The sequence below is a fragment of the Bradyrhizobium sp. CCGUVB1N3 genome (assembly GCF_024199925.1).
Lineage (GTDB): Bacteria > Pseudomonadota > Alphaproteobacteria > Rhizobiales > Xanthobacteraceae > Bradyrhizobium.
Map to the genome: position 1 here is coordinate 9,209,790 of NZ_JANADR010000001.1, position 25,862 is coordinate 9,235,651.

22 protein-coding genes and 1 pseudogene are annotated in these 25,862 nt (G+C 64.2%); 15 read left to right on the forward strand and 8 right to left on the reverse strand.

What is annotated here, in order from left to right:
• Positions 1–11: 11 nt before the first annotated feature.
• Complete coding sequence (locus tag NLM33_RS43525; protein WP_254104599.1) at positions 12–329, reverse strand: cytochrome c; 318 nt, start codon at positions 327–329, stop codon at positions 12–14.
• A 155-nt stretch (positions 330–484) separates the two neighbouring features.
• On the opposite strand from NLM33_RS43525, the gene NLM33_RS43530 reads away from it, so the two are divergent.
• The 3 genes from NLM33_RS43530 (at position 485) to NLM33_RS43535 (ending at position 2,454) form a co-directional block, all read left to right on the forward strand.
• Complete coding sequence (locus NLM33_RS43530) at positions 485–1,198, forward strand: helix-turn-helix domain-containing protein (protein ID WP_254104601.1); 714 nt, start codon at positions 485–487, stop codon at positions 1,196–1,198.
• A 104-nt stretch (positions 1,199–1,302) separates the two neighbouring features.
• Complete coding sequence (locus tag NLM33_RS49430) at positions 1,303–1,437, forward strand: hypothetical protein (RefSeq protein ID WP_256570594.1); 135 nt, start codon at positions 1,303–1,305, stop codon at positions 1,435–1,437.
• A 288-nt stretch (positions 1,438–1,725) separates the two neighbouring features.
• Positions 1,726–2,454, forward strand: a complete 729-nt coding sequence (locus NLM33_RS43535) for a Crp/Fnr family transcriptional regulator (RefSeq protein WP_254104607.1) — start codon at positions 1,726–1,728, stop codon at positions 2,452–2,454.
• 12 nt (positions 2,455–2,466) lie between these two features.
• Here the strand turns inward: NLM33_RS43535 and NLM33_RS43540 are convergent, their stop codons facing one another.
• On the reverse strand, positions 2,467–3,243 hold the full coding sequence (locus NLM33_RS43540) for a cyclase family protein (RefSeq protein WP_254104609.1): 777 nt from the start codon (positions 3,241–3,243) through the stop codon (positions 2,467–2,469).
• Positions 3,244–3,773: 530 nt separating this feature from the next.
• On the opposite strand from NLM33_RS43540, the gene NLM33_RS43545 reads away from it, so the two are divergent.
• From NLM33_RS43545 to NLM33_RS43560, 4 genes are all read left to right on the forward strand, one after another.
• Positions 3,774–4,745, forward strand: coding sequence for a TRAP transporter substrate-binding protein (locus tag NLM33_RS43545; protein WP_254104610.1), 972 nt, complete (start codon positions 3,774–3,776; stop codon positions 4,743–4,745).
• 66 nt (positions 4,746–4,811) lie between these two features.
• Positions 4,812–5,363: a TRAP transporter small permease gene (locus NLM33_RS43550; RefSeq protein ID WP_254104612.1), complete on the forward strand. Its 552-nt coding sequence runs from the start codon at positions 4,812–4,814 to the stop codon at positions 5,361–5,363.
• Entirely contained in the window at positions 5,354–6,646 is a 1,293-nt protein-coding gene (locus tag NLM33_RS43555) for a TRAP transporter large permease (protein ID WP_027528479.1), read from the forward strand. Before NLM33_RS43550 ends, NLM33_RS43555 begins: the two co-directional genes overlap by 10 nt.
• Positions 6,647–6,725: 79 nt before the next feature.
• Positions 6,726–7,532: an SDR family NAD(P)-dependent oxidoreductase gene (locus NLM33_RS43560; protein ID WP_254104614.1), complete on the forward strand. Its 807-nt coding sequence runs from the start codon at positions 6,726–6,728 to the stop codon at positions 7,530–7,532.
• A 273-nt stretch (positions 7,533–7,805) separates the two neighbouring features.
• On the opposite strand, the gene NLM33_RS43565 is transcribed toward NLM33_RS43560, so the two are convergent.
• The 4 genes from NLM33_RS43565 to NLM33_RS43580 are packed head-to-tail and all read right to left on the reverse strand — an operon-like array spanning position 7,806 to position 12,090.
• Positions 7,806–8,504, reverse strand: a complete 699-nt coding sequence (locus NLM33_RS43565) for a substrate-binding domain-containing protein (protein ID WP_254104616.1) — start codon at positions 8,502–8,504, stop codon at positions 7,806–7,808.
• Positions 8,501–10,633: a xanthine dehydrogenase family protein molybdopterin-binding subunit gene (locus NLM33_RS43570; protein ID WP_254104620.1), complete on the reverse strand. Its 2,133-nt coding sequence runs from the start codon at positions 10,631–10,633 to the stop codon at positions 8,501–8,503. Before NLM33_RS43570 ends, NLM33_RS43565 begins: the two co-directional genes overlap by 4 nt.
• Positions 10,630–11,100 carry a (2Fe-2S)-binding protein gene (locus tag NLM33_RS43575; RefSeq protein ID WP_254104623.1) on the reverse strand — a complete coding sequence of 157 codons (471 nt, stop codon included), beginning with the start codon at positions 11,098–11,100 and terminating at the stop codon, positions 10,630–10,632. The genes NLM33_RS43570 and NLM33_RS43575 overlap by 4 nt, the downstream gene beginning before the upstream one ends.
• Positions 11,101–11,115: 15 nt before the next feature.
• The gene (locus tag NLM33_RS43580) at positions 11,116–12,090 is read right to left on the reverse strand and encodes a tripartite tricarboxylate transporter substrate binding protein (protein WP_254104625.1); all 975 of its coding nucleotides are present in this window, start codon (positions 12,088–12,090) and stop codon (positions 11,116–11,118) included.
• Positions 12,091–12,303: 213 nt separating this feature from the next.
• On the opposite strand from NLM33_RS43580, the pseudogene NLM33_RS43585 reads away from it, so the two are divergent.
• Both NLM33_RS43585 and NLM33_RS43590 read left to right on the forward strand, forming a co-directional pair.
• Positions 12,304–14,398, forward strand: a pseudogene (locus NLM33_RS43585) (molybdopterin-dependent oxidoreductase).
• 130 nt (positions 14,399–14,528) lie between these two features.
• Positions 14,529–15,311: an enoyl-CoA hydratase/isomerase family protein gene (locus NLM33_RS43590; protein ID WP_254104627.1), complete on the forward strand. Its 783-nt coding sequence runs from the start codon at positions 14,529–14,531 to the stop codon at positions 15,309–15,311.
• Positions 15,312–15,800: 489 nt separating this feature from the next.
• On the opposite strand, the gene NLM33_RS43595 is transcribed toward NLM33_RS43590, so the two are convergent.
• On the reverse strand, positions 15,801–16,229 hold the full coding sequence (locus NLM33_RS43595; protein ID WP_254104629.1) for a heme-binding protein: 429 nt from the start codon (positions 16,227–16,229) through the stop codon (positions 15,801–15,803).
• Positions 16,222–19,230 (reverse strand): FAD-binding and (Fe-S)-binding domain-containing protein, encoded by a 3,009-nt coding sequence (locus tag NLM33_RS43600; protein ID WP_254104636.1) that lies wholly within the window; start codon positions 19,228–19,230, stop codon positions 16,222–16,224. Before NLM33_RS43600 ends, NLM33_RS43595 begins: the two co-directional genes overlap by 8 nt.
• 180 nt (positions 19,231–19,410) lie before the next feature.
• Between NLM33_RS43600 and NLM33_RS43605 the strand changes: the two genes are divergently transcribed.
• The 6 genes from NLM33_RS43605 (at position 19,411) to NLM33_RS43630 (ending at position 25,803) form a co-directional block, all read left to right on the forward strand.
• Positions 19,411–20,610, forward strand: a complete 1,200-nt coding sequence (locus NLM33_RS43605) for an alanine--glyoxylate aminotransferase family protein (protein ID WP_254104642.1) — start codon at positions 19,411–19,413, stop codon at positions 20,608–20,610.
• A gap of 35 nt (positions 20,611–20,645) precedes the next feature.
• Positions 20,646–21,443, forward strand: a complete 798-nt coding sequence (locus NLM33_RS43610; RefSeq protein WP_254104644.1) for an enoyl-CoA hydratase/isomerase family protein — start codon at positions 20,646–20,648, stop codon at positions 21,441–21,443.
• 203 nt (positions 21,444–21,646) lie between these two features.
• Positions 21,647–22,573: a tripartite tricarboxylate transporter substrate binding protein gene (locus NLM33_RS43615; RefSeq protein ID WP_254106155.1), complete on the forward strand. Its 927-nt coding sequence runs from the start codon at positions 21,647–21,649 to the stop codon at positions 22,571–22,573.
• A 166-nt stretch (positions 22,574–22,739) separates the two neighbouring features.
• A complete protein-coding gene (locus NLM33_RS43620) occupies positions 22,740–23,282 on the forward strand; it encodes a tripartite tricarboxylate transporter TctB family protein (RefSeq protein WP_254104646.1) in 543 nt (180 codons plus the stop codon).
• Between the two features lie 11 nt (positions 23,283–23,293).
• Entirely contained in the window at positions 23,294–24,832 is a 1,539-nt protein-coding gene (locus tag NLM33_RS43625; protein ID WP_254104651.1) for a tripartite tricarboxylate transporter permease, read from the forward strand.
• A 143-nt stretch (positions 24,833–24,975) separates the two neighbouring features.
• On the forward strand, positions 24,976–25,803 hold the full coding sequence (locus tag NLM33_RS43630) for an outer membrane protein (RefSeq protein ID WP_254104653.1): 828 nt from the start codon (positions 24,976–24,978) through the stop codon (positions 25,801–25,803).
• Positions 25,804–25,862: the final 59 nt, after the last annotated feature.

Genomic DNA, 25,862 nt, shown 5'->3' on the forward strand with positions numbered 1-25,862 from the left:
ACTAGCAGTCGCTATTCCAGGGTCTTCAGATAAGACAGGAGATCGTGGATCTGGTCCGGATCGAGCTCGAAGGCAGGCATGTCGGCGTGGCCGGTATAGATGCCCTCCGCGAGCGCTTCTCCGAGCGTCTCGATCGGGTAGCGTTGATGCAACGTCCGGAACGGCGGGGCGATCTTCAGCGGGCTTTCCGACCTGCGGTCGATGGCATGGCACCGCGCGCAATTGGCGCGCGCGTAGGCTTCGCCGCGTTGCTCGGGCTTGGAGGCGGCGACTGCCGGTGTGGCCAGGAGAAGCGCGATCAGGATCTGACGAAGCGTGACTTGCAGCATGGAGGAGTGATCTCGGACGGCGGCACAGAGAATACGGAGGCGGCGTCCCGCAAAATTGATCTGGGTCAACTGCGTTTGTGACAAGGCAGTAAAATGCCGACGCGCGGCAGACTCAGGCTTGAGGCCGAAGGGGCCGCGCTCCGCTGGAGCGATGGATGAAGTCTTCCCTGGTTGCAATCGAACCCAATGGGCACTTCTGCAGGGAGTGTTCGATACGTGAGTTCAGCGTGTGCGCTTCGCTCGATGCGGCTGAGCTCAGGCAGTTCGAGCATCTCGGACGCCAGGTGCATTTTACCGCCGGCGAGACGGTGTTTTCCGAAGAGGACATCACGACATCCTTCTACAATCTCCTCGAAGGCGTGATGAGGCTTTACAAGCTGTTGCCGGATGGGCGACGGCAAATCGTCGGTTTCGCGCTGCCGGGCGACTTCCTGGGAATGAATGTCTCCGGTCGCCACAACTTTTCTGCGGACGCGATCGGCGCCGTGACAGTCTGCCAGTTCGCCAAGGCCGCGTTCGGCCGTTTCATCGAGGAGAGGCCGCATCTCCTCCGCCGCATCAACGAGCTGGCCGTGCGCGAATTGAGCCAGGCTCGCGATCACATGGTCCTGCTGGGACGCCGTTCGGCGGAGGAAAAGGTCGCAACATTTCTCCTCGGCTGGCGCGAGCGCCTGACACCGTTCAACGGGCCGTCGAGCACGGTGCCGCTGCCGATGAGCCGCCAGGATATCGCCGACTATCTCGGACTGACCATCGAAACGGTCAGCCGCACCTTCACCAGGCTCGAGCGCGTCGGCGTGATCGAGATCATCCATGGCGGTATCAGCCTGCTTGACCCGGCCCGCGCCGAGGCGCTGGCGGCGGCCTGAGAGACCTCTTTCCATGGTGATCGCTGATTTTTGATCGCGATCAACGACGACGATCGGCCGCCGCGCAAAATGCCCAGGCTGATGAGAGTTCTGGGGAGAGGCACATGCCGACCGATGCGCTGTTGATGAGCATTGCCGTTGTGACCGTCTTCGTCGCCTTCGCGGCGGTTTTGGCGTGGGCGGACCGCCAAACGAGGCCCAACCAGCTCAAGTCGAACGAAACAGCCTTCAAACATTGAAGCGGCTGAGGTCATAGCCCGTCGGCTTGACCTGAAATGGAGTTAGCTGGGAGCCCATCCTGACCCTGCCGGGCGAAGGCCGTCCATCGCTGCGCCATGGTTAATTCGCAACTCAGCATCGTGTATATCGCGCGATTGCAGCCTGTGGATGCGAATTTTGGGCGGCGGGAACGGTCCCTTCTCCCGGCCCTTGTCCAAAGGTGCATATATGTGGTTTCCGGTTGAAAAGCCCGGCAACGTTGACTACGCAGGAACACCAGTACCTCGCAGTCTTAGGAGTCCGGCGGCGTGCCTCAGGACAAGACCAGCGATCCCCGGCAGTCGTCGGGCAACAAACTGTCGGTGCTGCGCAAGCATCCGATCTTCGCTGATCTGGAGCCGGACGCGCTCGATCAGCTCTGCCGCTATGCCAAGCACACCACCGTCAAGCGCGGTGCGATGATTGCGGCCAAGGGCGATCCCGGCAACAACCTCTTCGCGGTCATCTCCGGCACGGTGAAGATTTCCTCTTCTTCGCCCGATGGCCGCAATGCCATCCTCAATTTGATCGGTCCCGGAGAAATATTTGGCGAGATCGCGGTGCTCGATGGTGCGCCACGGTCGGCGGACGCGACCGCCAATACCAACTGTGAGCTCTACATCATCGATCGCCGGGACTTCCTGCCCTTCGTGAAGAGCCAGCCGGCACTGGCGATGAAATTCATCGAGCTGCTCTGCGGCCGGCTGCGCTGGACCAGCCAGCAGGTCGAGCAGGTGATCTTGCAGAACCTGCCGGGACGGCTCGCCAGTGCGCTGCTCGGCCTGACCGAGGAGCGCAAGTTCGACTCCGGCAGCGGAACCCTCTTGATCACCCAACAGGAGATCAGCGAGATGGTCGGCATGACCCGCGAGAGCATCAACAAGCAGTTGCGGGCCTGGGCCGCGCGGAGCTGGGTCCGCCTCGAGCATGGCGCCATCGTCGTGCTCGACGTCGACGCGTTGCGCGAACTCGCCGAAAGTGGTCTCGAAGGCGAGTGATAGCGTTCGGTATCAGCCGTCAATGATGGCGACGGCTCGCGTCCATCCTGCCGAGGCGCGCTCGATCTTCACGGGGAAGCAGGAGACCGTGAAGCCCGTCGACGGCAGCTGATCGAGATTGTGCAGTTTCTCGAGATGACAGTAGCCGATGTGACGCCCGGCCTTGTGGCCTTCCCAGATCAGCTTCGCATCCCCGGTCTCCGCGTATTTCTTCGCGGTATGGAAGAATGGCGCGTCCCAGCTCCAGCCGTCGGTGCCGGTCAGACGCACGCCGCGCTCAAGCAGATACATCGTGGCCTCATAGCCCATGCCGCAGCCTGAGTTGACGTAATCGGCGCGTCCGAATTTCGCGCCGGCGCTGGTGTTGACGACGACGATCTCCAGCGGCGACAGCGTGTGCCTGATACGCTTGAGCTCCTTCTCCACGTCGTCGGCCGTCGCCACATAGCCGTCCGGCAGGTGACGGAAGTCAAGCTTCACGCCGGGCTGCAGGCACCACTCGAGCGGCACCTCGCCGATGGTCCAGGCGCGCTCGCCGCGGTTCATGGTAGGATGGAAGTGCCAGGGCGCGTCGAGATGCGTGCCATTGTGGGTCGACAGCGATACCTGCTCGACCGCCCAGCCCTGGCCGTCAGGCAGATCTTCCGCCTTCAGCCCGTCGAAGAACTGCAGCATGCGCGGCAGGCCCTGCTGGTGGTCGATGTACTGGATCGTCGGATGGTTGCCGGGCGGGTCGGCCGGCACGTCATTCTGCAACGGCACCGAGATGTCGATCAGCTCCCGCGGCATGGCCGTTCCCTCAAGATGTCCCGTTCTGCTTCGGAGCATCTTGAAGGGGCTGATCGATCGATGCAACTCCTGCATTGATCGATGCCGGATTTGGCTTGGACTCGGAAGGCTGCCCGTCCTAGGGACGACATTGGCGGACATCGCGCTGATGCAGCGCGTTCGCACAGGAATGGGACGACCGTCTCGTCCGAACCTCCAAGCCGCAACCAATAGCGGCCGAGCATAAAACGAGAGGAACATCCATGGATACGACGAGCATCGTTACCTCGCATCCGGCATTGGCCGATGGCGAGGCGCGATTGCAGGGAGGCCGGCACCTGCCACGCAGGTCCCCGCCGGAGAGGGCGCGATGACGGTCGCACTTTCCAGGGCAGGCGGAAACATTGGCATGGTTTCCCTCGACTCCGTCGCTCAATCCTACCAAAGTGGTGCGTTTGTGACGCTTGACTTCACACCTGAAGGGGAGCGCCTTAAGGCTGCCCGCAGCACCCGCGCAACGACGACATAATCAATTGAGGAGGAAAGACCAGATGAAGACACTAACCGGCATCGTCACAGCCGTTGCACTGGCGGTCACAGCGCCCCTGGCGACCGCACGCGATTTCCGCTCTGCGGACGTGCACCCCGCCGATTATCCGACCGTCGAGGCCGTCAAGTTCATGGGCAAGCAGCTCGCGACGGCGAGCGGCGGCAAGCTCGGTGTGAAGGTGTTTCCCAATGGAGCCCTGGGCTCCGAGAAGGATACCATCGAGCAACTCAAGATCGGCGCACTCGACATGATGCGGATCAACGCATCGCCGTTGAACAACTTCGTGCCGGAAACCGTCACGTTGTGCCTGCCCTTCATCTTCCGGGATACGCAGCATATGCGCACGGTCCTCGACGGGCCGATCGGCGATGAGATCCTGGCGGCCATGGAGCCTGCAGGATTGATCGGCCTTGCCTATTACGACAGCGGCGCGCGGTCCATTTATACCGTCAAGGCACCGGTCAAGTCGCTCGCGGATCTCAAGGGCTTGAAGATACGCGTCCAGCAATCCGATCTGTGGGTCGGCATGATCCAGAGCCTCGGGGCCAACCCGACGCCGATGCCGTATGGCGAGGTCTATACCGCTCTCAAGACCGGTCTGGTGGACGCTGCCGAGAACAACTGGCCCTCCTACGAGTCGTCGCGCCATTTCGAGGCCGCCAAGTTCTACAACGTCACTGAGCACTCCCTGGCACCCGAAGTTCTCGTGATGTCCAAGAAGGTCTGGGACACGCTGAGCAAGGAGGATCAGGCGATGATCCGCAAGGCGGCCAAGGAATCGGTGCCCGTGATGCGCAAGCTCTGGGACGAGCGTGAGCAGGCGTCCCGCAAGACCGTCGAGGCGGCCGGCGTTCAGGTCGTTTCGATCGCCAACAAGCAGGAATTCGTCGATGCGATGAAGCCGGTGTACACGAAGTTCGCCGGCGACGAAAAGCTGCAGAGCCTCGTCAAGCGTATCCAGGACACGAAGTAAGAACAGAGCGTCGGGTTCCGGCGTCGCCGCGAGGTGGACGCCGGACCCTCGCAAGGAGACGAGGGAATGTCAGACCCACACCTCGCAAGCCACGAGCCGGAGGCCGGTGCGGCACGCCCGTCTACCGGCTTGCTGTCGCGGATCAATGCCATCGTCGCTCGGCTGGGCATGTATGTGTCCGTGAGCGGCCTGCTCGTCATCGTCACCATCGTGTTCTACCAGGTGTTCGGACGTTACGTGCTCAATTCCAGTCCGACCTGGACGGAGAACCTTGCGCTGGTTCTGATCCTGTATGTCACGCTGATCGGCGCCGCCGTCGGCGTGCGCGATGCCGGACACATCGGCATGGACAGCCTGCTCGTGATGCTTCCGGATCATTTGCGAGAGAAAATCGAGCTTGTGATCCACGTTCTGGTGGCCTTGTTCGGCGTTGCGATGGTCTACAACGGCTGGATACTCGGGGCGTCGGTCGGGACCGTGAAGATCCCCAATCTCGGCCTTCCCGAGGTTGTCCGTTACATTCCGCTGATCGCCTCCGGCGTCTTGATCGTCTCCTTTTCAATCGAGCACATCATTGCTCTCCTGCGCGGCGAAGAGGTCGTCCCCTCATGGAACTGATCATTCTCGGCGCCACCTTCTTCGGCTTCCTGATCCTCGGCGTACCGGTCGCCTTCGCGATCGGCCTCTCGGCGATTTGCACCATCCTCTACGAAGGCCTGCCGGTTGCCGTCATCTTCCAGCAGATGATGTCGGGGATGAACATCTTTTCCTTCCTCGCCATCCCGTTCTTCGTCTTCAGCGGTGAGCTGATGCTGCATGGCGGCGTCGCCGACAAGATCGTGCAGCTCGCCAAGAACCTCGTCGGACACATCCGCGGCGGGCTCGGTATGTCGAACGTGGTCGCTTGCACGCTGTTCGGTGGCGTATCCGGCTCGCCGGTGGCTGACGTGTCGGCGATGGGCGCGGTGATGATCCCGATGATGAAAAAGGAGGGTTTCGACACCGACTACGCCGTCAACGTCACCACCCACGCCTCGCTGGTCGGAGCGCTGATGCCGACCAGCCACAATATGATCATCTATGCCCTGGCCGCCGGCGGCAAGGTATCGATCGGCGCGCTGATCGCCGCGGGCATCTTGCCAGCGCTCGTGCTGATGGCGTGCATGCTGGTTGCCGCTTACGCGGTCGCGGTGAAGCGAGGCTATCCGGCCGGCAAGTTCCCGGGCTGGGCCGAGGTTTTCCGCTCGTTCGCGGCCGCTCTGCCCGGCCTCCTGATCGTCGGCATCATCCTGGCGGGCATCCTGTCCGGCGTCTTCACGGCAACCGAATCCGCAGCCGTCGCGGTCACCTACACGATCCTGCTGACCTTCTTCATCTACCGTACCATGACCCTGCAGAACTTCCTGCGGGCCGCGGCCAAGGCGGTGAAGACGACGGGCGTGGTGCTGCTGCTGATCGGCGTCTCCACCATGTTCCAGTATCTGATGGGGCTCTACGAGGTGGCCGACCTCGCCGGCGACATGATGAACAAGGTGTCCTCGGAACCCTGGATGATCTTCCTGCTCATCAACGTCATCCTGTTCTTGCTCGGCACCTTCATGGACATGGCGGCGACCATCCTGATCTGCACGCCGATCTTCCTGCCGATTGCGATGAAGGCGGGCATGGATCCCGTGCAGTTCGGCATGCTGATGCTGATCAACTGCGCCCTGGGACTGAACACACCGCCGGTCGGAACGACGCAGTTCGTGGGCTGTGCCATCGGCGGCATCTCGGTGGGCGCGGTGATGCGCACCATCCTGCCGTTCTACGCCGCCCTGATCGCAGCGCTCATGTTCGTGACCTACGTCCCCGCCTTCTCGCTTTGGCTGCCGCGCCTGCTGATGGGGTACAAGGGATAGCAGCCGTGCGTACGCCGGCACTTGGCCGGCGAACCGCGCTTGCGATACTTTGCGTCACAGCAACAGGGAGAATCTGTCTGTGACTGACTATCGCAAGCTCTTTGATCTCACCGGCAAGACGGCGGTGGTGCTCGGCGCCGCGTCCGGCATCGGCAAATCGTCGGCCGAGGCGCTGGCCGGACTCGGTGCTCGCGTCGTCTGTGCCGATCGCGCGCTTGACGCAGCGGAAGCGACCGCTGCGGGTATTCGCGACAACGGGGGCTGGGCGGAAGCTGCCGCGTGCGATGCTGCGAGCGCCGCGGATGTCAATGTGCTCGCCAGCACGGTGATGCAGAAATTCCCGCGGCTCGACATCGCGGTGACGACGCCGGGTCTCAACATCCGCAAGACCATTCTCGATTATACCGAGGAGGATCTCGACCGCGTCCTCAACCTGAACGTCAAGGGCACCGTCTGGTTCTTCCAGGCCTTCGGCCGCATTATGGTCGAGCAGAAGGGCGGCAGCATCATCGCCTGTTCGTCGGTGCGCGCGGTCACCATCGAGCCCGGCCTTGGCATCTATGGATCGACCAAGGCCGCGATCGGCCTCCTGGTGAAGGGTTTTGCCTCCGAGGTCGGGCATGCCGGCGTCCGCGTCAACGCGATTGCGCCGAGCATTGCCGAGACCGCGCTGACCGGCCCGTTCAAGCAGCGTCCCGACATCTACGATCTCTATGCCCGGCATACCGTCTTCAATCGCTGGAGCAGTGCCGACGAGGTCGCAACCGCCGTGGCCTATCTCGCCTCGGATGCCGCAAGCTATGTCAGCGGCAGCACGCTGTTCGTCGACGGCGGCTGGACCGCCGTCGACGGACCGCCGACCGGTCTCACGCAGCTCAGCAAATAGTGCGCGTCGTCTAAAGCGTGATTAGGCTTGATTGTTGCCACAAGGAAGGTGCACTCCCTCCCCCGCCTGCGGGGGAGGGCTGGGGAGAGGGTGTCTCCGCAGTGGACAATCCCCAAGGGGAGAGAGCCCTCACCCGGCGCTTCGCCATAGCCGAGGCATTGCCTCGGCGTTCTTTGAGAGGACGGCCGCCCAAGGCGGCCTATGCCTCTCCCGCAAGCGGGAGAGGTTGAGCAAGCCTCTGGCCCAATCGATTCGACCTAAAGCCATTCCGTGCTAGCCTGCAAAGCCCATGCGCCGGCGCAGCTCCTTCTGGTCTGCGCTGGCGAGCAGCTCGATCAGGGCGCGCGCCGCGGCGACATGTGTCGCGCGCGTCGTCACACCCGCCGTGTACGTCGTCGCGAGCTCGTGTCCCGGCGGCAGCGAGCCGGAGAGAATAATGCCCTCTGTCGCGATGATTTCGGTCGCCTGCGTGCATCCGATCGGCCGTTTGGCATCGGATGCCGCGAGCTGCCGCATCGCGGTTGCGCCGTTCGGAAAGATCTTGAGGCGCGACGCAACCTCTCCGGCGATGCCGAGCCGGTCCAACGTCTTGGCGACGTGAATTCCGGCTGTGGAAGCCTTGGTGTCGGGGACAAAGATCGCATCGGCCGCGCGGAGCGCGTCCCGCAGGTCAGACTCGGTCCTGGCGGTGACCTTGGGGTCGTTGGCGCGGACGGCGAGCGCGGTCTCGACCACGCCGACGTCGACGATCGAGGTCGGATCGACAAGCGTTTCGTCGGCTAGCCCCGTCACGAGCGCGCGCGTCAGGATGACGACGTCGGCTGGCGTGCCCCGACGCAACTTGTCGGCCATCAGGCCGACCGCGCCGAACTCGCCTTCGACCCCGCGGCCCGTGCGCGCTTCGAGGGTCGGGGAAAGCTGGGCGACGAGGCCCTGCGCCGCGCCGCCGCTCAAAATATGGATTGCCGTCACGATGCAAGCTCCATTGCTGCGATCAGCCTCTCGCGCGTGATCGGCAGGTCGCGCACGCGGATCCCGAGGCAATCGAACACCGCGTTCGCAATCGCCGCCGTCACCGGGCCGTGGGCGGCCTCGCCGGCGCCGACCGGTGCGATCTCCGGCCTCAGGATGACCTCGACGTCGACGGCGGGCACCTCGCTGAAGGTCAGGATCGGATAATCCGTCCAGGACGTCGAGGTGATGCGCGTGCGGTCGAAGCGGACGCGCTCCTTCAAGACCCAGCTCGTAGCCTGGACCGCACCGCCCTCGATCTGGTTGATCACGCCGTCCGGATTGATGGCCTCGCCGACGTCAACCGCGAGAGTCAGCCGCTTGGCGCGAATGTCCGCTTCGCCTTCGATCTCGGCGATCGCCGCGCAATAGGCGCCGGTGTTCTTGTAGCGCGCAAAGCCGAGGCCGTAGCCGATGCCGGCCTTCTTTTCCGGTTTCCATCCCGCCCGCTTTGCGACAGCGCGGATCACATCCTTGGCCCGCTCGTCGCGCAAATGCCGCAGCCTGAACTGGACGGGGTCTTCACCGCGGATGGACGCGATCTCGTCGAGCATGGATTCGATCGCGAACACATTCCCCTGCGCGCCGAGTGTCCGCAGCGCCGAGGTGCGTATCGGCATGGTCAGGAGCCGGTGACTTTCGATCGTCCAGGCGGGCAAGTCGTAGAGCGGAACGGAGTTGCGATCGCTGCCCCCGCCATTGGCCGCCGGAGGATCGGACGAGATCAGGCGCGGGTAGGGCGTTGCGAGCTCGGTTGCCGCGAGCAGGGCAGGCTGCGTTGCGCGTCCCGGCCGCGCGGTATGGCCGTTGCTCCAGATCCGGTGTCGCCAGCCGACGATCTCGCCATGCGCGTCGAGATCCACCTCGATCTCGATCGCCATCGCCGCACCTAACGGCGCATGCGACATCTCATCGTGCCGCGACCATTGCACCCGCACCGGCCGCCCGCCGGCTCCCTTTGCGAGCAGCACCGCGTCGAGCGCGACGTCATCGGCCGCATTGTGGCCGTAGCAGCCGGCGCCTTCCATGTGCTCGACGGTGATGCTTTCAACCGGCAGCTTCAGCACGATCGCAAGGTCGGCGCGTAGCATGTAGACGCCCTGGCTGTGCGTCCAGACGCGGACGCGATTCTCCTCCCATTGCGCCATCGCGCAGGACGGCGCGATCGAGGCGTGCGCGATATAGGGACGGGTGTATTGCCGGCGGATCGTGCGTGCGACCTGCTTTGGTGCGGCTGCGGTTTTGGTGTCGATGACCCGGGTCTCGACCGGCTGGCCCTTCAGGAACGCAGCCAGATCGTCCTCGTTCGGCAGCGGCTCGCCCGCCGACCATGTCGCGCCCCTGCGCAACGCTTTCAACGCGGCCTCGGCGCCGTCCTCGGTCTCGCTCACGACGCCCACAAAGCTGCCGTCCCGCACGATGGCGACGAACCCGGCAACCGTGCGCGCTGCTGCTTCATCGAGCGCGACGAGCTTTGCGCCCGACACCTCCGGCCGCAGCACGCGGCCGTGCAGCATGTTCGCCAGCGGCGTATCGTGAATGAAGCGCGGCCGCGCGAACACCTTGTCGGGAATGTCGATCCGTTGAATCGACTGCCCGGCAACACTGCGGGTGGCGGCCGGCTTCGCGGCCGCTTCCGCCGTCGCGCTGCGATCGAGCGAGATCTCGTCGGCGAGCTCCCAATAGCTGGTCCGGACATTGCCCGGTCCGTACATCGTGCCATCGTCGATCTCGAGCGTCGATGCTTCGACGCCGAGCCGTTCCGACGCCGCTGCGAGGAACAACCGGCGCACCTCGGCGCAGATCTGGCGAAGCGCGCGGCCCGATTGCTGGATCGAGAGGCTGCCCGAGGTGACGCCTTCGTTCGGGCTCGCGGCCGTCGAGGCGCGGATCATCGCGATCCGGCCGATATCGACGTCGAGCTCGTCGGCTGCGATTTGCGCCAGCGCCGTGACGATGCCCTGGCCGATCTCGACCTTGCCGGGTGAAATCGCAACGCATCCGTCGGGCGTGAATTTCACCCAGGACGACAGCCTTGGATTGGCAGCCAGGCTGGGCGGCAGTTGCGGGGCAGGGGGCGGCGTGCTCATGGCGCGGCCATCCCCGATGCCGCGCGCAATACCGCCCGCACCATGCGATTCTGCGAGCCGCAGCGGCAGAGGTTGCGATCAAGCGCTTCCCTGACCTCCGCCTCGGTCGGTGATGGCTTGCGTTGCAGCAGTGCCGCCGCACTGATCAGGATACCCGGCACGCAATAGCCGCATTGCATCGCCTGCTCGGCGATGAAGGCGTGCTGCAGCGGGTGCGGATGTTCGGGCGTGCCGAGGCCTTCCACGGTCGTGACCTGCTTGCCGGCCACCGACCACAGCGGCATGTCGCAGGAGGCGAGCGCGTGGCCATCGACCATGACGTAGCACGCCCCGCATTCATTGGCGCCGCAGCCGAAATGGCTTCCCGTGAGGCCAAGCTTGCCGCGCAGCGCTGCGAGCAGCGTCTCATCGGAATCGGCGTCGATCGCGGTGTCGGAGCCGTTCAGGCGAAATCGAATGGTTGGCATTGCCGGACGACGACCTCAGGACTTGTCGAACTTCTTGACGACATCGGCCCATTTCACGATGTCGCCGCGCAGGAATTTGTCGAACTCATCCGGCGTCATCGCCATCGGCACGGCACCCTGTTCGGTCCATAGCTTGACGATGTCGGCCCGCTTCACCAGCGCCGTTACGGCGGCGTTGAGCTTGTCGATGACTGGTTTGGGCGTGCCCGCCGGCGCCATCAGGCCGAGCCAGATGGTCGCTTCATAGCCGGGTACGCCGGCTTCGCCTGCGGTCGGAACGTTCGGCAGCACTGCAGAGCGCTGCTTGCCGGTGGTGGCGAGCGCACGCACCTGGTTCTCCGTCACGTTCGGTGCCATCGCCGGGACAGCGTCGATCATCATCTGCACCTGTCCGCCGATCACGCCGCTGCGCGCCTCGCCACTGTTGCGATAGGGGACGTGCACGACGTCGATATCGGCCATTGCTTTGAACAGCTCGCCCGCCATGTGATAGGGCGTGCCCTGTCCCGATGACGCGTAATTCAATTTGCCCGGCTGCGACTTGGCGAGTGCGATGAACTCAGAAAGCGACTTCGCAGGCACTGAGGGATGGACGACGATGACGAGATCGGAATAGTTCACCGGCGCGATCGGTGCGAGGTCGCGCATCAGATCGTATTTGCGCTGCGCAGACGTCAGCAGCGATTCGTTCGCGGTCTGGGTGTTGGACATCATCAACAGCGTGTAGCCGTCGGCCTGCGACTTCGCGGCCTCCTGCGTGCCGATGACGCCGCCGGCGCCGGTGCGGTTCTCGATCACGAAGGGCTGACCAAAGCTTTCCTGGAGAACATTGCCGATCAACCGCGCTGCAACATCGGCCGGGCCGCCGGCGCCGAAGGGGACGATGATCCGGACCGCATGTGCGGGGTAATCCTGCGCAAAGCAGCGCGGCGCGGAGAATAGGGTGAGCAGCCCGGCGGCCAATGCCAGCACGAATTTTGGGCGCGTCATGCCCGCCTCCCTGATGTCGTTCTTGTTGGCGCGCACTGTAGCGACAGGCCAAGCCGGCTGTCGACGCCTCACAAAGTCGACCGATGCGGGAATATCGCGCGGTTTCCGGTGTGGCCGGGCCGGGAACAGGGCAGGTCGGCCCCAGCAATTTGCATGGGCAATCCCGGATAAATGCGCTCGGCTGGCCGGTACTTTGATGTTACGAGTTTGGCCATGAACCAGCACGCCAAGATCGCGATCCGCCATTCCACCTGCCCGCACGACTGCCCATCGGCCTGCGCCCTCGATGTCGAGGTCATTGAGGGCCGTAGCATCGGCCGCGTCCGCGGCTCGAAGCAGCAGACCTATACGGCCGGCGTCGTCTGCGCCAAGGTCGCGCGCTATGCCGAGCGCATCCATCACCCCGAGCGGCTGATGTATCCGATGCGCCGTACGGGGCCGAAGGGCTCGGGCCAGTTTGCGCGGATCTCCTGGGACGAGGCGCTCGACGAGATCGGGCATCGCTTCAACGCGGTCGAGCGCGAATTCGGCGCCGAGGCGGTCTGGCCCTATTACTACGCCGGCACCATGGGGCTGGTGATGCGCGACGGCCTCAACCGCCTTACGCATGTGAAGAAATATTCGCGCTTCTATTCGACGATCTGCGCCAACGTCGCGCGCGTCGGCTTTGCGGTGGGCGCCGGCAAGATCGCCGGCGTCGATCCGCGCGAGATGGGTGTCTCCGACCTCGTGGTGATCTGGGGCACCAACCCGGTCAACACGCAGGTCAACGTGATGACGCATGCCTCCCGCGCCCGCAAGGAGCGCGGTGCGAAGATCGCCGCCGTCGACATCTACGACAACGAGACCATGAAGCAGGCTGACATCAAGATCATCCTGCGTCCCGGCACCGATGGCGCGTTCGCCTGCGGCGTCATGCACGTCCTGTTCCGCGATGGCTATGCCGATCGCGCCTATATGGACAAGTACACCGATTGTCCCGGTGAGCTCGAAGCGCATCTGAAGACGCGCACGCCGGAATGGGCCTCCGCGATCTGCGGCGTCCCGGTTGCCGAAATCGAGGCCTTTGCGAAGGCGGTCGGCGAGACCAAGCGGACGTTCTTCCGCCTCGGCTATGGGCTTCAGCCGCAGCCGCAACGGTGCGGCCCAGATGCATGCGGCGGCCTGCATTCCCGCGGTGACCGGCGCCTGGCAATATGAGGGCGGCGGCGCCTTCTTCAACAATTACGCGCTGTGGCACTTCGACGAATCCATCATCGAAGGACACGAGGCGATCGATCGCTCGACACGCGCGCTCGACCAGTCCCAGATCGGCCGCATCCTGACCGGCGATGCCGAGGCCCTGCAAGGCAAGGGTCCCGTCAAGGCGATGCTGATCCAGAACACCAACCCGGTGACGGTCGCGCCGGAGCAGGTGCTGGTGCGCCAGGGCTTTGCGCGTGAGGACCTGTTCGTGGCGGTGCATGAGCAGTTCATGACCGAAACGGCGCAGATGGCCGACATCGTGCTGCCGGCGACCATGTTCATGGAGCACGACGATCTCTATTACGGCGGCGGCCATCAGCACATCTCCGTCGGGCCCAGGCTGATCGACCCACCCGGCGAATGCCGCTCCAACCACGAGGTGTTGCAGGCGCTGGCGCCGCGTCTCGGGGCCGAGCATCGGGGTTTTGAGATGTCGCCGCGCGAACTGATCGACGCGACGCTGAAGCTGAGCGGCCACGGCGATATCGAGACGCTCGAGGCGGATATCTGGCGCGATCTCCAGCCGGACTTCCGCACCTCGCACTTTCTTGACGGCTTTGCGCACGTCGACAAGAAATTCCACTTCAAGGCCGACTGGGCACATCCGCCGTTCGGCCTGATGATGGGCGATTTCGACAAGATGCCGTCGCTGCCGGACCATTGGGCCGTGATCGAAGAGGCCGACCAGGACCATCCGTTCCGGCTCGCGACGAGCCCCTCGCGCAGCTTCCTCAACACGACCTTCAACGAGACGCCGTCCTCGCAGGCCCGCGAGGGCAAGCCGAGCGTGATGGTCCATCCCCTGGATGCCGCCTCGCTCGACATTGCCGAGGGCGATGCCGTGACGCTTGGCAACACCCGCGGCGAGACGACGCTCATTGCGACGCTGTTCGACGGCGTGCGGCGCGGCGTGCTGATCGCGGAATCCGTCCATCCGAACAAGGACCACATCGGCGGCCGCGGCATCAACGTTCTGACCGGTGCGGACACGATCGCGCCGATCGGTGGCGCACCGTTCCACGACAACAAGGTTTGGCTGAAGAAGGCCGCCTCCACCGCCTGAGGCGCGCGTTGTCGCCACGCAAAGTTGTGTCGAGGCGCTAAAGCAGCGCGATGGCGGCAGATTGCGCTTGCGCCTGCCGTCCGACCTGCCGCAAATGGCCTGCAAGCAATAGCAGACAGGCGAGCGGGCCATGACCGATACGAGCAGCGTCATCACCGAGAAGCGCGGGCAGGCGTTCTGGATCACCATCAACCGCCCTGAGAAGCGAAATGCGCTCAACGGCGAGGTCATCGCCGGCATCGCCAGGGGCTATCGCGATGCGCATGAGGACAAGGACGTCCGCGTCATCGTGCTCACCGGGGCGGGTGACAAGGCGTTTTGTGCCGGCGCCGATTTGCAGAATTCCGGCGCCGCCTTCGCGATGGACTTTTCCAGGCCCAACGTCGACTACGCTGATCTGTTGCGGCTGTCGCAGGATGCGACGAAACCTGCGATCGCGCGCCTCGCTGGCGTCTGCATGGCCGGCGGCATGGGCCTGTTGTGCATGACGGACATGGCGGTCGCCGCCGATCACGTCATCTTCGGCCTGCCCGAGGTCAAGGTCGGTGTGTTTCCGATGCAGGTGCTCAGCCTGTTGCAGAACATCGCGCCACCGCGGCTCGTCAACGAATGGGCGCTCACAGGCGAGCCGTTTGACGCGAGTGCCGCGCAAGCGGCGGGCCTGCTGAACTATGTCGTGCCCGCGGCCGAGCTCGACGCCAAGGTCGACTGGCTGATCGGCCGTATCGTCGACAAGTCGCCGACCGCGATCCGCCGCGGCAAATACGCCATGCGCGCCATTGCCTCGATGTCGTTCGACGAGAGCATCGCCTATACCGAGAGCCAGATCGCGCTGCTCGCGATGACCGAGGACGCCAAGGAAGGTCTCAAGGCGTTCAGCGAAAAGCGCAAGCCGTCCTGGACCGGGCGGTGAGCGAGAAGTGACGTGATCGTGCTGTCAGTTCCGTCATCCCCGCGCAATGGCGAAGCCATTGTCGCTGGAGGTGCGAGCGGCGCAGTGCGTCCGCACTGCGCGGGGAGCCTCGAAGGATGAACGGCCCGAATGCATCCGCGCATTGCGACGTCGTCGCGGCGAGAGCGGGGCCGTCGCCCTTCGAGGGCCGCTGAAGAAGCGGCCACCTCAGGGTGACGGTGCCAAGTATTGCGGATTTTCCGATGGTGACGTTTTACCCCTGATTTGCCCGGCGTGTCAATGGATTTCGTAAAATCAGCAGGATGCGCCGGAGCCCTCGGCTACTTTGCATGGGGTTGTTTTCGAGTTTTGAGTCTGCCGTCACGTGTAGGGTGGGTTAGCGCAGCGTAACCCACCACTTCTCTCACAACCGGGAAAAAGAGAGGTGGGTTACGCCTTCGGCTAACCTACCCTACGGCATCGCGTGATTGATTTGCCCGCCGGGCAGGATCACCCCGCGTTCGCCTTCAACCCTGCGGCCTGGATGCCGGCGACGGCGCAGGCTTCGTCGTTGTCCGAGGTGTCGCCGGAGACGCCGACCGCGCCCAGCAGGGTGGAGCCGTCCTGGATCAGCACGCCGCCGGGGACCGGGACCAGCGCGCCTTTGGCGATGGTGTTCACGGCGTCGATGAAATAGGCCTGCTCCTGGGCGCGCTGGAACAGGGCGCGCGATCCCATGCCCATCGCGAGCGCGCCATAGGCCTTGCCGTGGGCGATCTCCGCGCGCATCAGGCTGGTGCCGTCCTGGGCCGCCGCGAGCTTGAGGACGCCGCGCGCATCGAGGATCGTGACGACGAGCGGCTTCAGCTTCAGCTCCGTGGCCTTCGCGAAGGCGGCGTCGAGGATCTTGCGGGCGGTGTCGAGGGAGAGTTCAGCCATTTGGAATGTCCTTGTGTGATGAGGTCGTTGGATTAGCATTGGCGCGATCGAGGCTCATGGCGAGCACGCGCGCGACATGCAGGGCGTCGCGCGCACTGCCGTCATGGATCTGGTGCCGGCATGAGGTGCCGTCGGCGACCACCAGCGTCGCCTGGTCCGCGCGGCGCACGGCCGGCAGCAGCGACAGCTCGGCCATCTCGATCGAGGCATCATAAGTGTCCGCGCCATAACCGAAAGCACCGGCCATGCCGCAGCAGCTCGACTCGATGGTCTCGACCGTCAGGCGAGGCACGAGGCGCAGCACCTGCTCGACCGGCTTGAAGGCGCCAAAGGATTTTTGGTGGCAATGGCCGTGTACGAGCGCCTTCTCGGCGATCGCGCCGAGCGGCAGTTGCAGGCGTCCGGCTTCCGCCTCGCGCACCAGAAACTCCTCGAAGGTGAGGGCGTGGGCGCTGACCGCCTTGGCGTCGTCGTCCTTGCGCAGCGACAACAGCTCGTCGCGCAGCGTCAACAGGCAGCTCGGCTCGAGGCCGATGATCGGCACGCCCCGCGCGGCAAACGGGGTGAAGCTCGTAGTGAGACGGTCGAGCTCGGCCTTCGCTTCGTCGACGAGACCTGCGGACAGGAACGTGCGGCCGCAGCACAGCGGCCGGGTGCCGCTGGCAGGTTTTGGCAGATGCACGCGATAGCCGCCTGCGACCAGCACCCGCAGCGCTGCATCGAGGTTTTCCCGCTCATAGATGCGATTGAACGTATCGGCGAACAGCACGACCTCGCGGCCATCCGCAGGTCCGAGCACTTCCGCAGCCGGCGCAAACACATCGCTGCGGAAGGCGGGCAAGGCGCGGCGCGCGCTGATGCCGGCAAAGCGCTCGAACAGCTTTCGCAGCAGAGCGCTGCGGTTGCGCAGGTTCGCAAGCGGCGCGAAGCGCGCGGCGATACCCGCATAGCGCGGCAAATAGCCGACCAGCCGGTCGCGCAGCGACAGGCCGTGAGACGCGACGCGGGCGGTGAGCACCTCGATCTTCATCTTGGCCATGTCGACGCCGGTCGGGCATTCATGGCGGCAGGCCTTGCAGGAGACGCAAAGTTTCAGCGTCTCCATCATCTCGTCGGAGGAAAGCGCATCAGGGCCAAGCTGGCCGGAGATCGCGAGCCGTAGCGTGTTGGCGCGGCCGCGGGTGACGTCCTTCTCGTTGCGCGTGGCACGATAAGACGGGCACATCACGCCGCCCTCGAGCTTCCGGCAGGCGCCATTGTTGTTGCACATCTCGACCGCGCCCTGGAAACCGCCCCCCGCACCGGGCCAGGCAGACCAGTCGAGCTTCGTCTTCAGTTCGGTGACGCGATAGTCCGACCGGTAGCGGAACAGCGAGCGGTCGTCCATCTTGGGTGCATCGACGATCTTGCCGGGATTGAGGACGCCATCGGGATCGAACCGCCGCTTGACCTCCTTGAAGTCCGCGACGAGACGCTCTCCGAACATCGTGGCGTGAAACTCCGAGCGCACGATGCCGTCGCCGTGCTCGCCGGAATGCGACCCCTTGTACTCGCGCACCATGGCGAAGGCTTCTTCGGCGATGGCGCGCATCGCCTTCACGTCCTTCTCCAGCTTCAGGTTCAGTACCGGGCGCACATGCAGGCAGCCTTCGGAGGCGTGCGCGTACATCGTGCCGCTGGTGCCGTGCCTGGCAAAAACCTCGTTCAGCCGCGCGGTGTAATCGGCGAGGTGAGGCAGCGGCACGGCGCAGTCCTCGACGAAGGAGACCGGCTTGCCCTCCTGCTTCATCGACATCATGACGTTGAGGCCGGCGGCGCGGAAGTCGGCGATGCCGCTTTGCAGGGCGGGCTCGGTAATCTCAACCACGCCGCCCCACTTGCGCTTGTCGTTGTTCCAGCCGAAGCCGAGATCGCCCATCAGCTCGGCGAGCTGCTTCAGGCGCGTGAGATTGTCGGCCTGGTCCTCCTCGGCGAACTCCACCACCAGCACCGCGTCCGGATCGCCCTTGATGGCGGCGCCGATGATGGGGCGAAACATCGCGATGTCGCGGCCGAGCGCGATCATGGTGCGGTCGACGAGCTCGACCGCGATCGGCTTGAGCTTGACCAGGTGTTGGGCCGCATCCATCGCCTCGTAAAAACTGCCGAAATGGCAGACGCCGAGCGCCTTGTTGCGGATGACGGGCCACAGCTTCAGCTCGACCTTGGTGCTGAAGGCGAGGGTGCCTTCGGACCCGACCAGAAGATGCGCCATGTTGTTCGGCGCGTTGCGCGGAGTGAGCGCATCGAGATTGTAGCCGCCGACGCGGCGCTGCACCTTCGGAAACCTGTCCGCGATCTCGTCAGCCTCGCGCGCGCCGAGATCGAGCATGTCGCGGAACAGCGCGAGGGCGCCGCCACCGGCGTTCACGTCGCTGAGGTCGCGCGGGACTTCGCCGAAGCCAGCTATCGTGCCGTCGGCAAGCGCGGCTTCCATCGACCGCGTGTTGTCGCGCATGGTGCCGTAGCGCAAGCTACGGCCGCCGCAGGAATTGTTTCCGGCCATGCCGCCGATGGTGGCGCGCGACGCCGTCGAGACGTCGACCGGGAACCACAGGCCGTGCCTTTTGAGCTGGCGGTTGAGATCGTCGAGCACGATGCCGGGCTCGACCACGCAAGTCCGGTTCTCGACGTCGAGCGAGAGGATCCGGTTCAGGTGCTTCGAGACATCGATGACCAGGCCGTCATTAACGGTCTGGCCGCATTGCGAGGTGCCGCCGCCGCGCGGGGTGACCTTCAGGCCCTCGTCGCGGGCAACGGCCAGCGCCCGCAGAGCCTCGTCCATGCTGCGCGGCACAACCACGCCCAGGGGCATGATCTGATAGAAGGAGGCATCCGTCGCGTAGCGGCCGCGGCTGAAGGCATCGAACAGGACCTCGCCCGTGATTTCACGGGCCAGGCGCGCAGCTAGGCCGCCGCTTTGCGCCGATTTTCTCGATTTTTCGGCCACGTCAGCCGCCATGATCCGCTCTCGCTCTTTCGCCGGGGACGTCTTGCCTAGGGTCTGCCGGCTTGGCAAGGCGAGCCCTGCTTCTTGCGCATTGACGGGCCTCCTCAGGCGGGGGACAAGCCCGGCGAATAGTGATATTCGAGCGGCTCGCCGAGACCCCTCGGAAGGCTCTAAAGACCGGGAAGGACGCCTATGACCGTGCACACTGGAAGGCATTTTCTCCAGATTCCAGGACCGACCAACGTGCCCGACCGGGTGCTGCGGGCCATGGACATGCCGACGCTGGACCACCGCGGTCCGGAGTTCGCCGAGATCGGTTTTGCCGTCCTTGCCGCGATGCAGCGGGTGTTCCGGACCAAGCAGCCCGTGATCATCTATCCCTCCTCCGGAACCGGCGCCTGGGAAGCGGCGATGGTTAATGTGCTCTCGCCCGGCGACAAGGTTTTGATGTGCGAGACCGGCCAGTTCGCCGTGCTGTGGCGCGGCATTGCCGACAAGTTCAAGCTCGACGTCGACTTCATCCCGGGCGATTGGCGCCATGGCGCCGATCTGGCCGAGATCGAACAGCGGCTGTCCGCCGACAAGCAGCACAAGATCAAGGCCGTCTGCGTCGTGCATAACGAGACCTCAACCGGTTGCGTGACGCCGCCCTCGGAGGTGCGCAAGATCCTCGACCGCGTGAAGCACCCGGCGTTGCTGATGGTCGATACCATCTCGGGCCTCGGCTCGATGGAATATGAGCACGATGCCTGGGGTATCGATGTCTCGGTCGCAGGCTCACAGAAGGGCCTGATGTTGCCGCCGGGCCTTGGCTTCAACGCCGTCTCCGAGAAGGCGCTGGCCGTAGCGAAAAGCAATCCCGGCATGCGCTCCTATTGGGACTGGCAGGAGGTCATCGCCTTCAACAAGGCCGGCACCTTCCCCTATACGCCCGCGACCAACCTGCTCTTCGGCCTGCGCGAGGCGGTCAAGATGCTGGAAGAGGAGGGGCTCGAGAACGTCTGGACCCGCCACAAGCGCCATAGCGCCGCGACGCGCGCCGCGATCAAGGTCTGGGGCCTGGAGACGCAGTGCGCCGATCCCAACGCGCACTCGCCGGCGCTCACGGGCGTGCGCGTGCCGGAGGGCCATGACGCCGACAATTTCCGCAAGGTGGTGCTGGAGAATTTCGACATGTCGCTCGGCACCGGGCTGAACAAGGTCAAGGGCAAGGTGTTCCGCATCGGCCATATCGGCCATTTCAACGATCTGATGCTGATGGGCACGCTGTCCGGCGTCGAGATGGGCCTGGATCTTGCGAAGGTCCCGCATCGGAGCGGCGGCGTGCTGGCGGCCATGGATGTCCTCAAGGGACGCGACGTGGTGCCGATGACCAAGGCTCAAGTCGCCTGATCCAACTTGAGTGAAGTGAAGAAAGAGAGCGCGCGATGAACGCACCCGTGACTGCCAGTGAAGACCTGCTCTACTCCGTCACGGACGGCATTGCGCGCATCACCTTCAACCGTCCGCAGGCGCGCAACGCGCTGACCTTCGCCATGTATGAGCGCATGGCGGAGATCTGCCTTGCCATCAACGCCGATCGCTCGATCAAGGCGCTGATCCTGACCGGCGCCGGCGACAAGGCGTTCGCCTCGGGTACCGACATCTCGCAGTTCCGCGCCTTCAAGACCGCGCAGGATGCGCTCGACTACGAGGCGCGGATCGATCGCGTGCTCGGCACGCTGGAGCAGTGCCGCGTCCCCGTCATCGCGGCGATCGCGGGGGCCTGTACCGGCGGCGGCGCGGGGATTGCGGCCTGCTGCGATATCCGCATCGGCACGGAATCCACCCGCATCGGCTTTCCGATCGCGCGCACGCTCGGCAACTGCCTGTCGATGTCGAACATCAGCCGCGTCGTCTCGCTGGTGGGACCTGCCCGCACCAAGGACCTGATCTTCAAGGCGCGCCTCGTCGAGGCGCCGGAGGCGCTGGCGCTCGGTCTGCTCAACGAGGTCGTGCCTGACGTCGAAACGCTTCAGCGCCGCGCCGACGAGACCGCCAAGCTCGTCGCAAGCCACGCGCCGCTGACGCTGGAAGCGACCAAGGAGGCCGTGCGTCGCATCCGCCGCACGCTGTCGCGCGAGGAGGGCGAGGATCTGATCCTCAAGGCCTATATGAGCGAAGATTTTCGCGAAGGCATGGATGCCTTCCTGAACAAGCGTGCGCCGAACTGGAAGGGCAAGTAGGACCGGCGCGCCGGCTCGCGCACCTCAGCCGAAAGTCATATGTGGCGGGTCGCAGGTCTGCTTGAACTCGGCGCTATTAGTCCGCACAATGAGTGCATAACCCCCGGCATCACAAAGCCAATAAGAAGCAAGGGACGAAGCTCGTGCGAATTCCAGTGAAGGCCGTCGGAGCTGCTGCGGCCCTGTTGTTAAGCCCGCCGGCCATGGCCGGCTGGGAGCCGACCAAGCCGGTCGAGATCGTGGTTGCAGCCGGTGCGGGCGGCGCCTCCGACCAGATGGCGCGCATGATGCAGGCTGCGATCCAGAAGAATAATCTGATGAAGCAGCCGATGGTGGTGTCGCTCAAGGGTGGTGCCTCCGGCGCCGAAGCCTTGATGTACATGAAGTCCAGCGAGGGCGATCCGAACAAGGTGCTGATCGCCTACTCGCTGATCTACATGCTGCCGCTCTCGGCGAAGATCCCGTTCAACTGGCGCGAGCTGACGCCGGTCTCGGTGATCGCGCTCGACCAGTTCGTGCTGTGGGACAACGCGGCGGGGCCGAAGTCGGTGAAGGAGTTCATCGAGGCGGCGAAGGCCGCAAGCTCCCCGTTCAAGATGGGCGGCACCGGCTCCAAGCGCGAAGATCACGTGCTGACCGTCTTCCTCGAGCAGAAGACCGGCGCGAAATTTTCTTATCTGCCCTACAAATCGGGCGGAGAGGCCGCGACCCAGCTCGTCGGCAACCACACCGAATCCAACGTCAACAACCCAAGCGAAAATCTCGAAGTCTGGCGCGCGGGACAGGTGCGAGCGCTCTGCGTATTCGACAAGGAGCGCATCTCCTACACCAGCAAGGTGACGGAGACGCAGTCCTGGCACGACATCCCGACCTGCAAGGAGGAGGGGCTGGACATCCAGTACCTGATGCTGCGCGCGATGTTCTTGCCCGGCAAGGTCACGGCGGAGCAGCAGGCCTTCTACGCCGACCTCTTCCAGAAGGTGACGCAGACTCCGGAATACAGGGATTACATGGAGAAGCAGGCGCTCAAGCCGATCTTCCTCACCGGCAAGGACATGGTGCAGTTCCTCGAGGAGGACGACGCGCTGAACAAGTCGCTGATGACGGAAGCGGGTTTCGTTGCGAAATGACTTCCTTCACCTCGCCCCGCTGGCGGGGAGAGGTCGGAATTCAAGCGGAGCTTGAATTCCGGGTGAGGGGGACTCTCGGCGAGTCCAATTCTCACTGTCCCCGTGGAGACTCCCCCTCACCCTAACCTTCTCCCGGCAAGCGGACAGAGGGAAAGAACCGGTTCTCATGTCGCAAACCGATCTTGAAATCGTCGTCGATGATCCGACGGCTCCGGACGAAAATTCACCTGCCGTCGTTGCGACGGGAACGATCGAGATCGTCGTCTCTCTGCTTCTGCTCGCACTTGCGATCACGCTCGGCTTCGACAACTGGCGCACCGGCATTTCCTGGGATTCGACCGGGCCCGAGCCCGGCTACTTCCCGTTCTATCTGTGCGTCATCCTCGCCGGCGGAAGCCTCTATGGCCTCGTCGCGGCGCTGCTAGCGCGGCATGCCGCGAGCGAGCCCTTCGTCACCCGCGCGCAGGCGCGTCGCGTGATGGCGGTGTTCGCACCGACGCTTCTGTTCTGCCTGGTGACGCAGTTCCTCGGGCTCTATGTCGCGAGCTTCCTCCTGGTCGCGGGCTTCATGCGGCTGATCGGGAAGATTGCGCTGTGGAAGTCGCTGCTCACCGCTCTTGTGTTCACGGCGATCATGTTCGTCACCTTCGACATCGCCTTCGACGTCATCATGCCGAAGGGGCCGCTCGAAGCGGCCTTCGGCTTCTAGGGTCGGTTGCGATGGAAGCGTTCGGTCTCCTCGTCCACGGCTTTGCCGTCCTGCTCACCTGGAAGACGCTGGCCCTGATGATGGTCGGGCTCGTGCTCGGCATCTTCGTCGGTGTGCTGCCGGGGCTCGGCGGCCCCAACGGCGTCGCCATCCTGCTGCCGCTGACCTTCACGATGGACCCGACTTCGGCCATCGTGATGCTGTCCTGCATCTACTGGGGCGCGCTGTTCGGCGGCGCCATCACCTCGATCCTGTTCAACATCCCCGGCGAAGCCTGGTCGGTGGCGACCACCTTCGACGGCTACCCGATGGCGCAGCAGGGCAGGGCGGCGGAAGCACTCACCGCGGCGTTTACCTCCTCCTTCATCGGCTCGCTGGTCGCGGTGCTGCTGATCACGTTCCTCGCGCCGCTGATCTCGTCCTTCGCGCTCAAATTCGGTCCGCCCGAGTTCTTCGCGGTGTACCTCCTGACGTTCTGCTCCTTCGTCGGCCTCGGCCGCGAGGCCAAGCACAAGACCGTCATTTCGATGTCGCTCGGCCTTTTGCTCGCCGGAATCGGCATGGACACCGTGTCCGGCCAATTGCGCATGACGTTCGGCTCCGCCGAGCTGCTCCGTGGCATCAACTTCCTCGTCGCCGTCATCGGGCTCTTCGGCATCAGCGAGATCCTCCTGACGATGGAGGAGCGGCTGGCCCTGCGCGGGCACGCCGCGAGCATCTCGCTGCGCGTCGTGCTGTCGGTATGGAAGGATCTGCCGAAATACTGGGTGACGCTGCTACGATCCTCCTTCATCGGCTGCTGGCTCGGCATCACGCCGGGCGGCGCGATCGCAGCTTCCTTCATGGGCTACAATCTCGCCAAACGCTTCGCCAAGGACCCCCAAAGCTTTGGCAAGGGGCGTATCGAAGGCGTGTTCGCGCCAGAAACGGCCGCGCACGCCTCCGGCACCTCGGCGCTGCTGCCGATGCTCGCGCTCGGCATTCCCGGTTCGGGAACGGCGGCGATCCTGCTTGGCGGGTTGATGGTGTGGGGCCTCAATCCGGGGCCGCTGTTGTTCGTCGAGCACAAGGATTTCGTCTGGGGCCTGATCGCCTCGATGTATCTCGGCAATGTCGTCGGCCTCGCGCTGGTGCTGACCACGGTGCCGATCTTCGCCTCGATCCTGCGCGTGCCGTTCGCCGCGGTCGCGCCGATGATCGTGGTGTCCTGCGCGATCGGTGCCTACGCCATCCAGAACGCGATGTTCGACATCTGGCTCATGCTGGGCTTTGGCGTCGTCGGCTACGTCTTCAAGAAGATCGGCATTCCCCTGGCGCCCTTCACGCTTGCGCTTGTGCTCGGCAACCGCGCAGAGGACGCCTTCCGCCTGTCGATGATCGGTGCTGGTGGCGACCTCAGGGTATTCTGGTCGAACGGGCTGGTCGGCTCGATCACCACGCTGGCGATTCTCCTGCTGTTCTGGCCGGTGATCGACAAATTGCTCGGGGGTGTCCGAATGATACGGAAAAAGAACCCAGCCACTTATGATGGGGCGGAGCAAGAAAAATGATGCAAAACCAAGGACATACAACGTTCATTGCATCTTAACCCTCAAACTGGCGTCGGGTCGATTGTTCCCCGATGTTGCTCGAACGTGACAGCCTTCCGGGAACCGCCAGGGTATTCCTCCATCCCGTTCTTTGGAGGCTTTTTATGAAACGGTTTGTAATTGGAATGGCGGCGGTGGTTTCGCTGTTCGCCACGGGCGCGATGGCGGCCGATCTGGCGCCTAAGCCCTACGTCAAGGCTCCCCCGGTCGCTGCGGCCGTCTACGGCTGGACGGGCTTCTATATCGGCGGCAATGTCGGTTATAGCTGGGGAAGAGCGAGCAACTCTGAAACCATTTCGAATCTCGCCACCGGGGCAGCGCTGTTCACGGGGACGTCGAGCAACAATGTCAACGGCGTCATCGGTGGTGGCCAGATTGGATACAATTGGCAGGCCCAGAACTGGCTCTTTGGTCTTGAAGCTGACATCCAGGGGAGCGGCGAGAAGGGCTCCAGCAACCTCGTCTGTGTTGGCTGCAACAACGACGGGACCAACATCACGTCCGTGCTGACTCAGAAGCTGACCTGGTTTGGCACTGTGCGGGGCCGCGTCGGCGTCCTGGTGACTCCGAGCGTCCTGCTTTACGGCACTGGCGGTCTTGCCTATGGCGGGTTCGACACCGGCGGCAGCATTACCGGAAACAATGTGGGCGGTGTGCCTGTTACCGTGGCTTTCCCGGGGACCTCGTCCACTCGCGTTGGCTGGACGGCGGGCGCGGGCATCGAGGGCAAGATCAGCAGCAACTGGACCGCGAAGCTTGAATATCTCTACATGGATCTCGGCTCGGTCAGCGCCGGACCGATCGCGACGACCATCCTGGTTCCGGTCCGGACCAACGCAGGTGCCTCTTACTCCTCTGGCTTCAGAGACAATATCCTCCGCGTCGGTGTGAACTACCAGTTCGGCGGCGGACCGGTGGTCGCGAAATACTGAGCCCTGTCTCTCAATTTGAGTCTGAAGCCCGGCATCCGTGCCGGGTTTCTTTTTGCCGC

Bases quoted from the DNA above. Each gene is read 5' to 3' on its own strand.
- NLM33_RS43525 (WP_254104599.1), bottom strand. From the start codon at position 329: ATGCTGCAAGTCACGCTTCGTCAGATCCTGATCGCGCTTCTCCTGGCC.
- NLM33_RS43530 (WP_254104601.1), top strand. From the start codon at position 485: ATGAAGTCTTCCCTGGTTGCAATCGAACCCAATGGGCACTTCTGCAGG.
- NLM33_RS49430 (WP_256570594.1), top strand. From the start codon at position 1,303: ATGCCGACCGATGCGCTGTTGATGAGCATTGCCGTTGTGACCGTCTTC.
- NLM33_RS43540 (WP_254104609.1), bottom strand. From the start codon at position 3,243: ATGCCGCGGGAGCTGATCGACATCTCGGTGCCGTTGCAGAATGACGTG.
- NLM33_RS43545 (WP_254104610.1), top strand. From the start codon at position 3,774: ATGAAGACACTAACCGGCATCGTCACAGCCGTTGCACTGGCGGTCACA.
- NLM33_RS43550 (WP_254104612.1), top strand. From the start codon at position 4,812: ATGTCAGACCCACACCTCGCAAGCCACGAGCCGGAGGCCGGTGCGGCA.
- NLM33_RS43555 (WP_027528479.1), top strand. From the start codon at position 5,354: ATGGAACTGATCATTCTCGGCGCCACCTTCTTCGGCTTCCTGATCCTC.
- NLM33_RS43570 (WP_254104620.1), bottom strand. From the start codon at position 10,633: ATGAGCACGCCGCCCCCTGCCCCGCAACTGCCGCCCAGCCTGGCTGCC.
- NLM33_RS43575 (WP_254104623.1), bottom strand. From the start codon at position 11,100: ATGCCAACCATTCGATTTCGCCTGAACGGCTCCGACACCGCGATCGAC.
- NLM33_RS43580 (WP_254104625.1), bottom strand. From the start codon at position 12,090: ATGACGCGCCCAAAATTCGTGCTGGCATTGGCCGCCGGGCTGCTCACC.
- NLM33_RS43590 (WP_254104627.1), top strand. From the start codon at position 14,529: ATGACCGATACGAGCAGCGTCATCACCGAGAAGCGCGGGCAGGCGTTC.
- NLM33_RS43595 (WP_254104629.1), bottom strand. From the start codon at position 16,229: ATGGCTGAACTCTCCCTCGACACCGCCCGCAAGATCCTCGACGCCGCC.
- NLM33_RS43600 (WP_254104636.1), bottom strand. From the start codon at position 19,230: ATGGCGGCTGACGTGGCCGAAAAATCGAGAAAATCGGCGCAAAGCGGC.
- NLM33_RS43605 (WP_254104642.1), top strand. From the start codon at position 19,411: ATGACCGTGCACACTGGAAGGCATTTTCTCCAGATTCCAGGACCGACC.
- NLM33_RS43610 (WP_254104644.1), top strand. From the start codon at position 20,646: ATGAACGCACCCGTGACTGCCAGTGAAGACCTGCTCTACTCCGTCACG.
- NLM33_RS43615 (WP_254106155.1), top strand. From the start codon at position 21,647: ATGGCCGGCTGGGAGCCGACCAAGCCGGTCGAGATCGTGGTTGCAGCC.
- NLM33_RS43620 (WP_254104646.1), top strand. From the start codon at position 22,740: ATGTCGCAAACCGATCTTGAAATCGTCGTCGATGATCCGACGGCTCCG.
- NLM33_RS43625 (WP_254104651.1), top strand. From the start codon at position 23,294: ATGGAAGCGTTCGGTCTCCTCGTCCACGGCTTTGCCGTCCTGCTCACC.
- NLM33_RS43630 (WP_254104653.1), top strand. From the start codon at position 24,976: ATGAAACGGTTTGTAATTGGAATGGCGGCGGTGGTTTCGCTGTTCGCC.